We start from the raw sequence: 14,082 nt of genomic DNA, 5'->3' as shown, positions 1-14,082 counted from the left end.
TAAAACCGGTTAACGCGGTTTGCCCGAAAGTCCGAGGTTGCAGTTTTTGGGGCCGCTTCGCAGCCCCGCGGGAGCAAGCTCACTCGCCACAAAAGCCAAGGTGGTCACAAAAGTGCGTCTGACCCGATAAAGCCTTCAGCACACGCGCAATGAAAAACGGCCCGAAAGGGCCGATTTTGTAGGTGCGGATCAGCCTTATTACACCCGCAGCGTCCGCGTCATGCGCAACGCCAGCAAACTCCCGCAAACAATCACACCCGCCAGCAGATACAGCGCCGCATCAGTCGACCCAGTGCTGTCCTTGACCCAACCCACCAGGTACGGGCTCAGGAAACCCGCCATCTGCCCCATGGAGTTGATCAACGCAAGACCACCCGCCGCCGCACCCGCGCTCAGCAGCGCCGTCGGCACTGGCCAGAACATCGGCAAGCCGGTGAGGGCGCCCATAGTGGCAATGGTCAGGCCGAGAATCGCAATGGCCGGCGTGGTCGCAAAGTTCACGGCGATCAGCAGACCCACCGCGCCCATCAGCATCGGCACCACCAAGTGCCAGCGACGTTCTTTGCGCAAGTCCGCCGAACGGCCCACCATCAACATGAACAGCGCCGCCAGCAGGTACGGAATCGCACTCAACCAGCCGATCACCAGGTTATCGCTGAAACCCAGGTTCTTGATGATCGACGGCAGCCAGAAGTTGATCGCGTAGACGCCGCTCTGGATGCAGAAGTAGATCAAGCCGAACGCCCAGATCGCCGGGTTCTTGAACACGGCCAGCAGCGAGTCGGTGGTAGTTTTCGGTTTGTTGGCCAGGTCCTCGGCGTGGTCGGCTTCCAGCACCGAACGCTCGAACGGCGTGAGCCACTTGGCGTTGGCGTAGCTGTCGCTCAGCAGGAAATAGGCGAGGGCGCCGAGGATCACGGTCGGAATGCCTTGCAGCAGGAACATCCACTGCCAGCCGGCCAAACCGCCCTGGCCCGCGGCGAAGTGGTTGAGGATCCAGCCGGAAAACGGGCTGCCAAGCAGGCCGGACACCGGGATCGCCGACATGAACAGCGCCATGATGCGGCCACGGCGGAAGGTCGGGAACCACTGCGAGAGGTAAAGCACCACGCCCGGGAAGAACCCGGCTTCGGCCGCGCCGGTGAACAGGCGCAAGGTGTAGAACTCGGTCGGGGTGGTGACGAACAGCAGGCAGGTCGACAGCGTGCCCCAGACGATCATCATCAGCGCGATCCAGCGCCGTGGGCCGAATTTGGTCAGGGCCAGGTTGCTCGGCACGCCGCACAGCACGTAGCCGATAAAGAAGATCCCGGCGCCGAGGCCGTACACGGTTTCGCTGAATTTCAGCGCGTCGAGCATCTGCAGTTTGGCGAATCCAACGTTGACCCGGTCGAGGTAGTTGAACAGGTAGCAGATGAAGATGAAGGGGATCAAACGCAGGGTAATGCGTTTGTAGACGGCGTTTTTGTCGTCAACGATGGCCTGGGTAGCGGCGGCGCTCTGTGACATGGCGGGCTCTCTCTTTATTATGATTTTTTGCGATGCGCAGGGTAACGTTGATCGCCCTGAGAGTCTCGGCCACCCTCGGGGTTGCTGTCTTTGTGCCTGCGCACAGGGTTTGCAACCAAGCCCTGTGCGGGTGAACAACCCCGTCCCATCACGCTTTGAAGGATCCCGTTATGTTCGAACTCGATCACGACCTGGCCCAGGACATCGTCGACCGGGCGATGGCCATCCTGCCGTACAACGTCAACGTCATGGACAGTCAGGGCTTGATTCTCGGCAGCGGCGAACCGGAGCGCATCAATACCCGCCATGAAGGTGCGCAACTGGTGCTGGCCAACGGGCGGGTGGTGGAAATCGATGCGCAGACGGCGATTCATCTCAAAGGTGTGCAGCCGGGGATCAACCTGCCGTTGCTGCTCGATCAGCGCTTGATTGGCGTACTGGGGATTACCGGAGAACCCGAGCAATTGCGTACCTATGCCGAGCTGGTGCGCATGACGGCGGAGATGCTGGTGGGCCAGCGCAATCAGCAGGCCGAGCAGCAATGGCGGCGTCAGCGCTGCGATGATCTGCTGGCGTTGCTGTTGAGCGAGGCGGGGGATTCGCCACGATTGCTGGACGAAGCGCAGCAACTGGGACTCAAGCCGCAGATGACGCGAGTGCCGTATCTGTTCGAGTTGGGCGTGGAGCACGGGCCGGGACAAACGGTGGATGCACTGAGTGCGTGGCTGACGTCTCGATACCCCGACAGTTGGTGCGTGAGTTCGGCGAAGTCTTCGTTGCTGTGGTGCCGACCGGCTTCCCAAGCGATCGAGAATGATCGGCTGCTGGAGAAACTCGACGGGCTGGGCTGGAACATTGTACGCATTGCCGTGGGCGGGCAGGCGGATGGCCTGTCCGGGTTGCGTCGCTGTTATCGACGGGTCGGCGACTTGTTGGCGTACGGGCGTGATGTGTTGCCGCGTTCGCGCCTGTTGACGCTCCACCGTTATCGGCTGCCGGTGATGCTGTGGCGGCATCGCAACGACGATGCGCTGGATGAATTGCTCAAGCCACTGCGCAAAGTCATCGCCAAGGACGGCAACGGTCAACTGCTGGCGACCTTGCGCAGTTGGTGCGAGCACGACGGGCAAAGCCAGGCGTGTGCCGATGCGCTGGGGATTCATCGCAACAGCTTGCGCTATCGGATGGAGCGGATTGCCGAGCTGAGCGGGGTTGATCCGCTGAAACTCGACGGGATGCTTGCGCTGTACTTGGGCGTCCAACTCCTCCCCCAAACCGACTGACAAACCCCAATCTTGTAGCTGCCTTGTGGCGAGGGGATTTAGCGAAACGTCGCACCGCCCCGTTCGGCTGCGCAGCAGTCGTAAAAACCTGAGCACACGGGCTTTCTGATGCACCACATTGTCTGAATTCACGACTGCTTCGCAGCCGAACGGGGCGGTGCGACGTTTCGCTAAATCTCCTCACCACAACGGCAGCTGCTACAACAGAGAGTGTGAGCCGGGAGGGTTTTGTGGAAATGAACAATAAACGCCACACCCGCTTGTGCAGCGGACCGGCGTTATTGTTCGGGGCTGCTGGCAGCATGGAATGCATTGGAACTGGAGAATTCGCATGAAAATCGTCATCGCCCCCGATTCGTTCAAGGACAGCCTGAGTGCCCAAGGTGTGGCCGACGCCATCGCCCTCGGCCTGGCGCAGGTCTGGCCGGATGCGCAACTGGTCAAGTGCCCGATGGCCGATGGCGGTGAAGGCACGGTCGAGTCGATTCTGGCAGCGTGCGAAGGTCAATTGCGCAGGACGCAGGTTCGCGGCCCGCTCGGGGTGGCCGTCGATGCCGCGTGGGGCTGGTTGCCGCAAAGCCATACCGCGATCATCGAAATGGCCGAAGCCAGCGGCCTGCAATTGGTGCCGCCGGGGCAACGCGATGCGTGCATCAGCAGCACGTTCGGCACCGGCGAGCTGATTTGCGCGGCGCTCGATGCCGGGGCACAACGGGTGATCCTGGCCATTGGCGGCAGCGCCACCAATGATGCCGGTGCCGGCGCGATGCAGGCGTTGGGGGTGAAGTTGCTGGACGCGCACGGGCAAACGCTGGCACCGGGCGGTTTGGCGTTGGCGCAACTGGCTCAGATCGATCTGAGTGCAATCGATCCGCGCCTGGCCAACGTGCGTTTCGACATCGCCGCAGACGTCAACAATCCATTGTGCGGTCCTCACGGCGCTTCTGCGATTTTCGGTCCGCAGAAAGGGGCTTCGCCCGAGCAGGTCCGGCAACTGGACGCTGCCCTCGGGCACTTTGCCGAGCAGTGCGCCCAGGCGTTGGGCAAGGACGTCCAGGACGAGCCGGGCAGCGGCGCGGCGGGTGGCTTGGGGTTCGCGGCAAAGGCGTTTCTGGAGGCGCAATTCAAGGCAGGCGTGGAAGTTGTCGCGGAGTTGGTCGGGCTGGCTGACGCGGTAAAAGGTGCCGACCTGGTGATTACCGGCGAAGGGCGTTTCGATGCGCAGACCTTGCGCGGCAAGACGCCTTTCGGCGTGGCGCGTATCGCCCAAGGGCAGGTCGTGCCGGTCATTGTGATCGCTGGGACGTTGGGCGAGGGATATCAAGAATTGTATGCGCATGGCATCGACGCGGCCTTTGCCTTGGCCAGTGGGCCGATGACGCTGGAACAGGCCTGCGCCGACGCGCCGCGGTTGTTGCAGGATCGCGCCAGTGATATCGCACGGGTCTGGCGCATGGCCCGCCGTAAAACCTGAAGTTCAACCCTTTCCTGTAGCAGCTGCCGAGCCTGCTTAGTGGTGAGGGGATTTATCCCCGTTGGGCTGCGAAGCGGCCCCCAGCGTTCCGCCATTCACACCGCACTTGCAGGATTCACGACTGCTTCGCAGCCGAACGGGGATAAATCCCCTCACCACTAATCAAGCTCGACAGCTGCTACAGGGATCAGTGTTTCAAGGTTGAAACACTTGCAGTGCCGCGAAATATTTTTCTTAATTCCCCGCGAAAAACCTCATCCCCAGCCGATACACCCATTAGGCGCACACAAACCTATTACAACAGTGGCGCCGGGCTGGCTCCGCGCGCCTCGATGCCCGCCACCCAGCAATCACCGCAAGGACGCTCGCCGCCTCAATCACCCGAGTATCGTCCTATGTCCCTGCGTAACCTGAAAATCGCGCCCCGAGCTTTCCTGGGTTTTGCCTTCATTGCCTTGCTCGTCATCGTGCTGGGCGTGTTTGCGGTGAATCGCATGTCGATCATCCGCCAATCCTCGATTGACATGGGCAGCACCCAATTGCCCAGCGTCAGCTATCTGGGCAATGTCACCGAAAACATCTTGCGTATGCGCATTCTGTCGTTCCGGATTCTGGTCAACCGCGAGCCGGCCAGTTTGCAGGAGGCTGAAACCCGCATCGGCGTGCTCACCGACAAGGCACGCAAGGCGCAGGCCAGCTATGCCGAGTTGCCGGCGGGTCCTGAGGAAGCGGCGCTGTACAAGGTGTTCAGCGCGACACTGGACAACTACATGCAAGCCCAGCGCGAAATGATGGACCTGTCGCGCCAGAACAAGGTCGATGAGATGCGCACCTTGATCAACACGCGGATCAAGGAAGGCACCGACCAGATGGGCGAACAGCTCAACCGACTGGTGGCGTACAACAACGATGGCGCGAAAGCGGCCGGTGTTGTCGCTGAAGAAAACTACAACAGCGCCGTGAACGGAATCATTGCGGTGTCGGTGGTGGCGTCGCTCATGACCGTGCTGCTGGCCTGGCTGTTGACCCGCAGCATCGTCACGCCGCTGAATCGCGCGGTGCAGGCCGCCGAAACCATTGCTGGCGGCAACTTGACCAAGACCATCGAAGTCGACGGCAAGGACGAACCGGCCCGTTTGCTAGGCGCCTTGTCCGTCATGCAGGCGAACCTGCGCAAAACCATCGAACAGATCGCCGGTTCCGCCACGCAACTGGGTGCGGCGGCTGAAGAGCTGAGCACCGTGACCCAGGAAGCGTCTCGCGGCCTGCAGCAACAGAACAACGAAATCGAACAGGCTGCGACAGCAGTTAACGAAATGACCGCCGCCGTTGAAGAAGTAGCGCGCAACGCCGTATCGACCTCCGAAGCCTCGAACCAGTCGACCCAAGCTGCACGCGAAGGCCGCGACCGCGTGGTGGAAACCGTCGACGCGATCCAGACCATGACCCACGACGTGCAAAACACCTCGTTGATGATCGAAGGCCTGGCTGCGCAGGGCCGCGATATCGGCAAAGTGCTGGACGTGATCCGCGCCATCGCTGAACAAACCAACTTGCTGGCCCTTAACGCTGCGATTGAAGCGGCGCGCGCCGGTGAAGCCGGACGTGGCTTTGCCGTGGTCGCCGACGAAGTCCGGGCGCTGGCCCACCGCACCGCGCAATCGACCCAGGAAATCGAAAAAATGGTCGCCGGCATCCAGAACGGCACGGGTGAAGCGGTCTCGTCGATGCAGCAAAGCAATCAGCGCACCCAGAGCACGTTGGAGATGGCTCGCGCCGCCGGTGTCGCACTGGAGCAGATCACTCAGTCGATCCACTTGATCAACGAGCGCAACCTGGTGATCGCCAGCGCGTCGGAAGAACAGGCCCAAGTGTCCCGCGAAGTCGACCGCAACCTGGTGAACATCCGTGACCTCGCCACCCAGTCCGCCGCCGGTGCCAATCAGACCAGCGCCGCGACCCATGAGCTGTCGCGTCTGGCGGTAGATTTGAATGCGATGGTGGCGCGTTTCGTGATTTGAGATAGGGTTGAGGCTGGGAGTCCGCGCGCGACAGGAGAAACACATGCGCTATTCAGCCTTGACCCAACGAATCGCCGGCGATGGAGCGGCAGCCTGGCAGATTCATGACCGAGCGCTGGAAATGCGCGAGCAAGGAATCGATGTGTTGCTGTTGTCCATCGGCGATCCCGATTTCGACACACCGCCGCCCATCATCCAGGCGGCCATCGACAGTTTGCGGGCCGGCGACACGCATTATCCGGAGGTGCGCGGCAGCCGCGGATTGCGCAGCAGCATCGCGCGACGGCATCGAAAACGCAGCGGTCAGGCAGTGGATGCCGATCATGTGATCGTGTTTCCGGGGGCGCAGTGTGCGGTGTATTCAGTCGCGCAATGCCTGCTCGATCCGGGCGATGAGGTGATCGTCGCCGAGCCGATGTACGTGACCTACGAAGGCGTGTTCGGCGCCTGCTCCGCCAAAGTGGTGCCAGTGGCGGTGCGGCCGGAGAACGGCTTTCGCGTTGATCCGGCGGATGTCGCGGCGCTGATCACGCCGAAGACCCGCGTCCTGTTGCTCAACAGTCCGAACAATCCGTCGGGTGCCAGCCTGTCTTTGAAGACATGGCAGGCGCTAGCCGCGTTGTGCGTGCGCCATAACCTGTGGCTGATCAGTGACGAGGTCTACAGCGATCTGTTATTCGAGGGTGAACACATCAGTCCGGCGAGTCTGCCGGGCATGGCTGAAAGGACCGCGACGATCAACAGCTTGTCCAAATCCCATGCCATGAGTGGCTGGCGCGTGGGGTGGTCAATCGGCCCGAAAAGGCTGGCGGAACACTTGGTGCATTTATCGTTGTGCATGCTGTTCGGCATTCCGGATTTTGTGCAGAAAGCCGCGCAAGTGGCGCTTGATGAAGACTTGCCGGAAGTGGCGCTGATGCGTGAGGAGTATCGCCAACGGCGCGATCTGGTGTGCGCGCGGTTAAGCAATTGCGCGGGGCTTCGACCGATCCGGCCGGATGGCGGGATGTTCGTAATGGTGGACGTGCGCCCGACCGGGTTGTGTGCCCAAGGCTTTGCCGAGCGCTTGCTGGAGGGTTACGGCGTATCGGTGCTCGCCGGGGAGGCATTTGGACCGAGCGCGGCGGGGCATATCCGGCTCGGGTTGGTGGTGGATCAACTGAAGCTGGCGGATGCCTGTCGGCGGATTGCCTTGTGTGCGGCGGACCTGCTGGAAGCGCGGCGGGCCTGACAGTTTTGCGTTGGTCATGCCGACCTCATCGCTAGCAGGCTAGCTCCCACACTGGATCTGTGGCGTACACAAAACCCCTGTGGGAGCGAGCCTGCTCGCGATGGTTGCCTGACAGGCACCCAATGTCCTAAGCCTGCCACGCCCCGGCATTCACCAGATTCTTCGGCCGCTCCCCCGCCAACGCCATCAGCAGATTGTCCACCGCGCATTGAGCCATCGCTTCCCGCGTCTCATGCGTCGCCGACCCTATGTGCGGCGTCGCCACCACGTTGTTCAACGTCAACAACGGCGAATCAACATTCAGCGGCTCACGCTCAAACACATCCAGCCCCGCTGCGCGAATCTGCCCGGTGCGCAACGCCTCAATCAGCGCTGCTTCATCCACCACCTTGCCTCGGGAAATATTGATGAAAATGCTCTCCGGACGCATCAAGGCGAATTCTTCAGCGCCAATCAGCCCTTCGGTCTCAGCCGTCAGCGGCAAGGTCAGGCAAATGAAATCGGCCTGCTGCAACAGCTCGGTCAGGCTGCGGTATTGAGCGTTGAAGCGTTGTTCGACCGCCGGTTTCGGCGAGTGACTGTGATAGATCACCGGCATGCCAAAACCGAAATGCCCACGTTGCGCCAACGCCTCGCCAATACGCCCCATGCCAATGATGCCCAGCGTCTTGCCGTGCACGTCGGTGCCGAAATGCACCGGGCCGATGTTGCGGTTCCACTGCCCGGCGCGGACCATGTTGGCCAATTCCACCACACGTCGGGCCGTCGCCAGAATCAGCGCGAATCCCGTGTCAGCCGTGGTTTCGGTCAGCACATCCGGCGTGTTGCTCAGCAGAATGCGCCGCTCGGTCAGGTAATCGATGTCGTAGTTGTCGACGCCCACGGAGACGCTGGCGATGGCTTCGAGGTGGGGCGCCAGATCGAGAAGTCCGGCATCCAGCTTCAGGCTCGCACCGAGCAAGCCATGGGCGCGGGGCAGGGCGTCGCGCAGTTGTGCGATGCCCTCCGGATTGAGGTTGTCGATCAATATCACGTCGGTGTGCTCATGCAGGCGAGCCATCAACAGCGGCGAAAGTTTCTTGTACAGCACGACCTGCTTTTTCATCGTCATCATCTCAACTTCAATTCAAGGGTGAGCAGCCACTGGCGCAGCAGCCTTGGCCACGACCCGGTCACTGGCGCCAGGCTTGAGGAAAATCGTCAGCACCACCGAGAGCATCAACGCGCCGCTCATCAGCAAATACGAAGCGCCGGGCGACCCGGTGGAGCTGTTCAGGTAACCGACCAGATACGAACCGCCAAACGAACCCAGCGCGCCCATGCTGTTGATCAGCGCCATGGCGCCCCCGGCAACGTTGGCGGGAAGGATTTCCGGAACGATGGCGAAAAACGGTCCGTACGGTGCATACATGCAGGCGCCGGCAATCACCAGCAGGGTGTAGGACCACCAGAAATGTTCGGCGCCCAAGGCGTAGGAGCCGTAGAACGCAATGGAGGCAATCAGCAGCGGCGGCCAGACGAAGCGTTTGCGCTTCTGCAATTTGTCCGAGCCCCAGGACACCAACAGCATGCCGATCACCGCGGCCAGGTATGGCAGCGCCGAGAGCCAGCCGGCTTCGATCATGTCCATCTGCGCGCCGGCCTTGAGGATCGACGGCAACCACAACACGAAACCGTAGACACCAATGCTCCAGCAGAAAAACTGCAACGCGAGGATGATGACTTTCGGCGAGCGGAAGGCTTCGGCGTAGTTCTTCACCGCTTTGATGCCGACCTGTTCGGCGGCAAGAGCGCTTTCCAGATCCTGCTTCTCCTGATCGGTCAGCCACTTGGCCTGGGCCGGACGGTCATCGGCCAGACGCCACCAGATAAACGCCCAGAACACCGCTGGCAAACCTTCAATGATGAACATCCAGCGCCAGCTGTAATGCTGCACCAGATAACCCGAGACTACCGACATCCAGAGCATGGTCACCGGGTTGCCGAGGATCAGGAAGGTGTTGGCCCGCGAGCGTTCGGCCCGGGTGAACCAGTGGCACAGGTACACCAGCATCGCCGGCATCACCGCGGCTTCGACCACGCCGAGCATGAAACGGATCACGATCAGCCAATAAGCGTTGGACACGATGCCGGTCAACGTGGCGAGCCCGCCCCAGAGGATCAGGCTGACGAAAATCAGCTTCTTCACGCTGTGCTTCTGCGCGTAGATCGCACCCGGCACCTGGAAGAAAAAGTAACCGAGGAAGAACAGTGCGCCGAGCATCGACGACAGGCCGGGCGTGATCATCAGGTCGGCGGCCATCCCGGAGGCGGCGGCGAACCCGTAATTGGCGCGGTCCAGATACGCCAGGCTGTAGGTGATGAAGACGATGGGCATGATGTACCACCAGCGGCGGGTGGCGAGTGATGCGGTTTTCATGGTGGTGCTCCTGAGCTTGTTGTTTTTGTCGCAGCAGGTAACGGGTCAAAGATCTTCAGTGACTGTGCGGGCCTCATCGCGAGCAGGTCGAATCGTCGCACCGTCACTCCCACATGGGTTTTGTGAACGCCACAGATCCCCTGTGGGAGTGAGCCTGCTCGCGATGGCGGCTTCAAATTCAGCGGACATCTCGGCTCGGGTCGGTAACCCCTCCATATCCCCCCGACTCTGCACCGCGCGGCTACCAATCCAGTTGGCCCGCTGCACGGCATCGGCAAAGCTGTGGTTTTCCAGCAAGGCGCTGATCATGCCGACCGCAAAGCCATCGCCAGCCCCGACCGTGTCGACTACCGTTGCCACCGGCACGCCCGCGACAAAACCTTCATCCTGATGGGTGCGGTAATACGCGCCATGTGGCCCGAGTTTGATCGCCACTGCTTCAGCGCCCTGATCGAGATAAAACGCCGCGATGTCCGCCGGGTCGTCAAACCCGGTCAGCAACCGGCCTTCACTCAACCCCGGCAATACCCAATGGGCGAGGGCGGCGAGGCGATTGATTTCTCTGATCATCAACTGCTCGTCGGCCCACAGGCTCGGGCGCAGGTTCGGGTCGAAAGACACGCTGCGTCCGGCATTGCGCATGCGGGTCGTCAGTTCGAACGACATTTCCCGGGCAGACGCAGACAGCGCCGGAGGAATACCGGTGGCGTGCAGATGCCGAGCGTTGAGCAATGACGGGGAGATCGACTGCACCGACAAATGACTGGCCGCCGAACCGCGACGGAAATACTCGACCGCCGGATCGCTGCCATCGTCGGTGCGGGACTTGAGCTGAAAACCGGTCGGGTGTGCCGGGTCAATGGCGACATGGCTGCAATCCAGGCCTTCTTTTTCCAACGTGTCTACGACAAACCGGCCCAGAGAATCAGCACCCACCCGGCTCAACCACGCCACATTGAAACCCAGCCGCGAAAGGCCAATCGCAACGTTGTTGTCCGCCCCGGCAATGCGCTTGTGGAATTGGCTGACGGCCGCCAGCTCACCGTTCTGCTCGGCGACAAACATCGCCATGGTTTCGCCGAACGAGAGGATATCGAACTCAGACATGAGCATTCTCCAGGCGGGATTGGCCCAGGCGGGCGAGGGTGGCGACGTGTTCGGTGGTCAACTGCACCAGGTCATCGCCTTGCAACGGATATTCCGCCGCCCGCATTACGCCTTGGGCCATGTGCCGCAGCAGTTGTTCCCACAGATGCACGTCGCTGGCAGCCGGCGGGATGGCGACCAGCTTGCCGTCGGCCCGGCGCGCAACGGCTTTGCAATGCACATAGCCAACATGCCGGCCGAGCAACCGCGCAGCGCTGGCGGCGGACTGGTCCTGCCATTGCCAGTTGCCGATGTCGAAGGTCATTTTGATCGGCAGCGTGTGCTGCTCGACTTCGCCGAAGAAGCGCTGGAACGGTTCGATACGGCCGCCGTGCAAGGTCTGGTCGTTTTCCACCAACAGCTTCACAAGGCTTTGCGCGAGGATTCGGCTCAAGGCCTGGAGATCGTTGTTGTCGGTGAAGTAACCCAGAGAGACTTTCAGCCATTTGGCGCCGAACGTTTCAGCGCGCTGGAGGGCGATGAGCAGTTCAGGACTGGGCTTCGACTGGCCGGCCAGCCACAATTCCATCGGCGAGGAATAGATGCTTTCCAGCCCTTGGGATTGGGTAGCGTCGGCCAGCTGCTTCGGGCTTTCATCGGTCAGCAACTCTTCGCGCCATTCAATGTGCGTGGCGCCAGCCGCAGCCAACACGGCGATAAAACTGCCTTGGCCACGGTGGCGGACCAGGTCGGCGCCGTAGCTGGAAAGGCTGATGGAAACGGGTGGTTTATTCATTGTTTTGCACCTCTGAAACCGGTTTCATTTTTGTTCAAAAAAATGCTGCTTAAGGAATGTGGTGTTCTTCAGGGCCCCATCGCGAGCAGGCTCACTCCCACAGGGGATCTGTGGCGTACACAAAACCAGTGTGGGAGCGAGCCTGCTCGCGATGAGGCCATAACAGTCACCGAAGATTTCCAAGGGTCGACCCCCGCACAATCAACCGCGCCGCAAAATCCATCGTCCGCACCGCCCCGTCATCCCCGCGCAACCGCTTGAGCAGACACTCAAACGCACTCGCGCCGATCTCCTCCGTCGGCTGGGCAAGGGCGGTAATCCCGCTGCCCACCAGCGGATACCAATCCAGATCATCCAGCGCGATCAGCCCGACATCCTCAAACAGATTGCACTGCAACTCCCGCAAGGAATGGGTCCCGGCCAACGCCGCGATGCCATTGGCACAGAACAACGCTTTCGGACCAGGGCCGGGTGTGTCCAGGAAGGTTTTCAGCTGCGCAGTCAACTCACTGCCAGTTTCCACCACGGCACCGACCAGTGTCGGACGTTGCCCGATCTGCGCCTTGAAACTGCTGACCCGCTCAATCCGCGAACTGGTACCGTCAAACGGTTCAGTCACCATCAGCACGTCGCGATAACCGCGTTCCTGTAAATGGGCAATGGCCATTTCCACTGCGGCCGGGTTGTCCAGACCGACCAGATCACTCTCAAGTTGTTCGACCTTTCGATCCACCAGCACCATCGGCATTTCGCGATGCAGTTCCTGCAATTCGTCGCGGTGGTGGCCAAGGGTGTTCACGATCAAGCCTTCGATGTTGTACGAACGCAGCAACGCCAGGTGCTGACGTTCCTGCTCGTCATCGCGATCGGTGTTGCACACCACCAGGCTGTAACCGTGCTGACGGCAGGCGGTTTCCACCCCGTGCATCACGGCTATCGAATAAGGGTTACGGATATCAGCCACCAGCATGCCGATCAGGCGAGTACGCCCGCGTTTAAGGCCGCGGGCCATCTGGTTGGGGCGATAGCCCAGTTCGGCAATGGCTTGCTCGATACGCAGGGCAATGGCATCGGAGAGCAGGGCGCGGTCATCGCCGATGAAGCGCGAGACGCTGGCTTTGGAGACGCCGGCGTGTTCGGCGACGTCGAGCATGGTGACGCGGCTGCGCTGGGCGGCGGAGAAGTCGTTCACGGTGGCTGGACCTTATTATTGAAATCGGCTTTGAAACCGGTTTCAGAAGACATCATTCGAATTGGTGCGTCAAGCCTGAGCGCTAGGTAGTCCAGTGACGAATCCGACAAACGGTCGCTTTACCTGTCAGATCTGACAGTAGTCAACCTTTCAAACTCAGCGCCTAATTCGTGCAACGGTTGCTTTCGACACCAGAGCGTGTTTAACCCGCGCGAGAAGGAATGACGGCATGGCTGCTGACACCACACCTCTTACATTCGAAACGCCGAGAGTTATTGGAGTACTTGATTCAGGTGTCGATCCGGACGGCAATATTCCGCTTCCACTGCTGTTGAGTGGTATAGAAGTGGTTATTCCCTTATGGCCAGAACCGGCGAAGGATCCGGGTGAGATCGATACGCTGACGGTCCACTTTGAACAGCCGGGGCAAACTCCGGTAATAATCGTTAATACCTATACGTCCGAGGATTTGAAGCCGGAGTTCATTATTCGAATTGGCCCGGAGCATCTGAGAATTAATGGTGTAGGTGAGCTGTGGTATGAACTTGAAAATAGCGCCGGAAATACCTCGGAATCCTTTAAACGTCGACTGACTATTGATCACACACCCGTTCCTGAGAATATGAAAGAAGCTGACTTTACATATGCCAACTTGTGGGGATATCTGAATTGCGAAACAATTCCTCCATTGTGGGAGGGTGTAACAGTCGCGATTCCGGCACTTCCGGGGTTCCGCGCCGGTGATAGATGCGAAGTACTTTGGCGGGGTTATTCAACACTGAATGGAAGTGGTGCGGAAATCAGCGGTGCACGAAAGGTTGTTATCCGACCATCGTTAAGTGAGCAAGACATTCGGGAAGGGTTTTCCTTGGTCATCGCACCCTACGACATCCATATAAAGCCGATGGTGGACAATGATTCTGCCACTGTCATTTATCGCGTGTATCGCGGGACAAAGCTTGTAGGGACGTCGAAAGTTGCGCTGGTAAAAATCGACAGAGTTATAAGTGGCAATGATCTTCCATGCGGGCCATGAGGTCGGTATGGATACTAGGGGTGACATTCAACGCG

The 14,082-nt window shown here is 60.3% G+C and carries 11 protein-coding genes; 5 read left to right on the top strand and 6 right to left on the bottom strand.

All coding sequences use genetic code 11. The features are described 5' to 3' along the window. Window positions 1-198 precede the first annotated feature (198 nt). Window positions 199-1,509 carry an MFS transporter gene (locus ACRC4F_RS26635; RefSeq protein WP_438662034.1) on the bottom strand — a complete coding sequence of 437 codons (1,311 nt, stop codon included), beginning with the start codon at window positions 1,507-1,509 and terminating at the stop codon, window positions 199-201. A gap of 170 nt (window positions 1,510-1,679) precedes the next feature. Here ACRC4F_RS26635 and ACRC4F_RS26630 point away from each other — a divergent pair, with 170 nt between their 5' ends. From ACRC4F_RS26630 to ACRC4F_RS26615, 4 genes are all read left to right on the top strand, one after another. Then, window positions 1,680-2,792: a sugar diacid recognition domain-containing protein gene (locus ACRC4F_RS26630; RefSeq protein WP_438662033.1), complete on the top strand. Its 1,113-nt coding sequence runs from the start codon at window positions 1,680-1,682 to the stop codon at window positions 2,790-2,792. Window positions 2,793-3,123: 331 nt separating this feature from the next. After that, window positions 3,124-4,266, top strand: a complete 1,143-nt coding sequence (locus ACRC4F_RS26625; RefSeq protein WP_438662032.1) for a glycerate kinase — start codon at window positions 3,124-3,126, stop codon at window positions 4,264-4,266. Between the two features lie 395 nt (window positions 4,267-4,661). Further along, entirely contained in the window at window positions 4,662-6,287 is a 1,626-nt protein-coding gene (locus ACRC4F_RS26620) for a methyl-accepting chemotaxis protein (protein WP_438662031.1), read from the top strand. A 43-nt stretch (window positions 6,288-6,330) separates the two neighbouring features. Beyond that, entirely contained in the window at window positions 6,331-7,518 is a 1,188-nt protein-coding gene (locus ACRC4F_RS26615) for a pyridoxal phosphate-dependent aminotransferase (protein WP_438662030.1), read from the top strand. A 127-nt stretch (window positions 7,519-7,645) separates the two neighbouring features. Here ACRC4F_RS26615 and ACRC4F_RS26610 read toward each other — a convergent pair whose 3' ends face one another. The 5 genes from ACRC4F_RS26610 to ACRC4F_RS26590 all read right to left on the bottom strand — a co-directional run bounded on the left by ACRC4F_RS26610 (window position 7,646) and on the right by ACRC4F_RS26590 (window position 13,011). Next, window positions 7,646-8,623 carry an NAD(P)-dependent oxidoreductase gene (locus tag ACRC4F_RS26610; protein WP_438662079.1) on the bottom strand — a complete coding sequence of 326 codons (978 nt, stop codon included), beginning with the start codon at window positions 8,621-8,623 and terminating at the stop codon, window positions 7,646-7,648. Between the two features lie 21 nt (window positions 8,624-8,644). Beyond that, window positions 8,645-9,937 (bottom strand): MFS transporter, encoded by a 1,293-nt coding sequence (locus ACRC4F_RS26605; RefSeq protein ID WP_438662029.1) that lies wholly within the window; start codon window positions 9,935-9,937, stop codon window positions 8,645-8,647. Window positions 9,938-9,982: 45 nt separating this feature from the next. Further along, window positions 9,983-11,044: a sugar kinase gene (locus ACRC4F_RS26600; RefSeq protein WP_438662028.1), complete on the bottom strand. Its 1,062-nt coding sequence runs from the start codon at window positions 11,042-11,044 to the stop codon at window positions 9,983-9,985. Beyond that, window positions 11,037-11,819 carry a sugar phosphate isomerase/epimerase family protein gene (locus ACRC4F_RS26595; protein WP_438662027.1) on the bottom strand — a complete coding sequence of 261 codons (783 nt, stop codon included), beginning with the start codon at window positions 11,817-11,819 and terminating at the stop codon, window positions 11,037-11,039. Before ACRC4F_RS26595 ends, ACRC4F_RS26600 begins: the two co-directional genes overlap by 8 nt. 166 nt (window positions 11,820-11,985) lie before the next feature. After that, on the bottom strand, window positions 11,986-13,011 hold the full coding sequence (locus ACRC4F_RS26590; protein WP_438662026.1) for a LacI family DNA-binding transcriptional regulator: 1,026 nt from the start codon (window positions 13,009-13,011) through the stop codon (window positions 11,986-11,988). Window positions 13,012-13,240: 229 nt separating this feature from the next. On the opposite strand from ACRC4F_RS26590, the gene ACRC4F_RS26585 reads away from it, so the two are divergent. Then, complete coding sequence (locus ACRC4F_RS26585; RefSeq protein ID WP_438662025.1) at window positions 13,241-14,047, top strand: hypothetical protein; 807 nt, start codon at window positions 13,241-13,243, stop codon at window positions 14,045-14,047. Window positions 14,048-14,082 lie beyond the last annotated feature (35 nt).

The organism is Pseudomonas sp. (genome assembly GCF_051660785.1).
Taxonomy (GTDB): domain Bacteria; phylum Pseudomonadota; class Gammaproteobacteria; order Pseudomonadales; family Pseudomonadaceae; genus Aquipseudomonas.
Note: the sequence above shows the minus strand (reverse complement) of the source record. Positions and strands in the feature narration are given on the sequence as shown.

Bases quoted from the DNA above. Each gene is read 5' to 3' on its own strand.
- ACRC4F_RS26600 (WP_438662028.1), bottom strand. From the start codon at position 11,044: ATGTCTGAGTTCGATATCCTCTCGTTCGGCGAAACCATGGCGATGTTT.
- ACRC4F_RS26585 (WP_438662025.1), top strand. From the start codon at position 13,241: ATGGCTGCTGACACCACACCTCTTACATTCGAAACGCCGAGAGTTATT.
- ACRC4F_RS26620 (WP_438662031.1), top strand. From the start codon at position 4,662: ATGTCCCTGCGTAACCTGAAAATCGCGCCCCGAGCTTTCCTGGGTTTT.
- ACRC4F_RS26615 (WP_438662030.1), top strand. From the start codon at position 6,331: ATGCGCTATTCAGCCTTGACCCAACGAATCGCCGGCGATGGAGCGGCA.
- ACRC4F_RS26595 (WP_438662027.1), bottom strand. From the start codon at position 11,819: ATGAATAAACCACCCGTTTCCATCAGCCTTTCCAGCTACGGCGCCGAC.
- ACRC4F_RS26635 (WP_438662034.1), bottom strand. From the start codon at position 1,509: ATGTCACAGAGCGCCGCCGCTACCCAGGCCATCGTTGACGACAAAAAC.
- ACRC4F_RS26605 (WP_438662029.1), bottom strand. From the start codon at position 9,937: ATGAAAACCGCATCACTCGCCACCCGCCGCTGGTGGTACATCATGCCC.
- ACRC4F_RS26630 (WP_438662033.1), top strand. From the start codon at position 1,680: ATGTTCGAACTCGATCACGACCTGGCCCAGGACATCGTCGACCGGGCG.
- ACRC4F_RS26625 (WP_438662032.1), top strand. From the start codon at position 3,124: ATGAAAATCGTCATCGCCCCCGATTCGTTCAAGGACAGCCTGAGTGCC.
- ACRC4F_RS26610 (WP_438662079.1), bottom strand. From the start codon at position 8,623: ATGAAAAAGCAGGTCGTGCTGTACAAGAAACTTTCGCCGCTGTTGATG.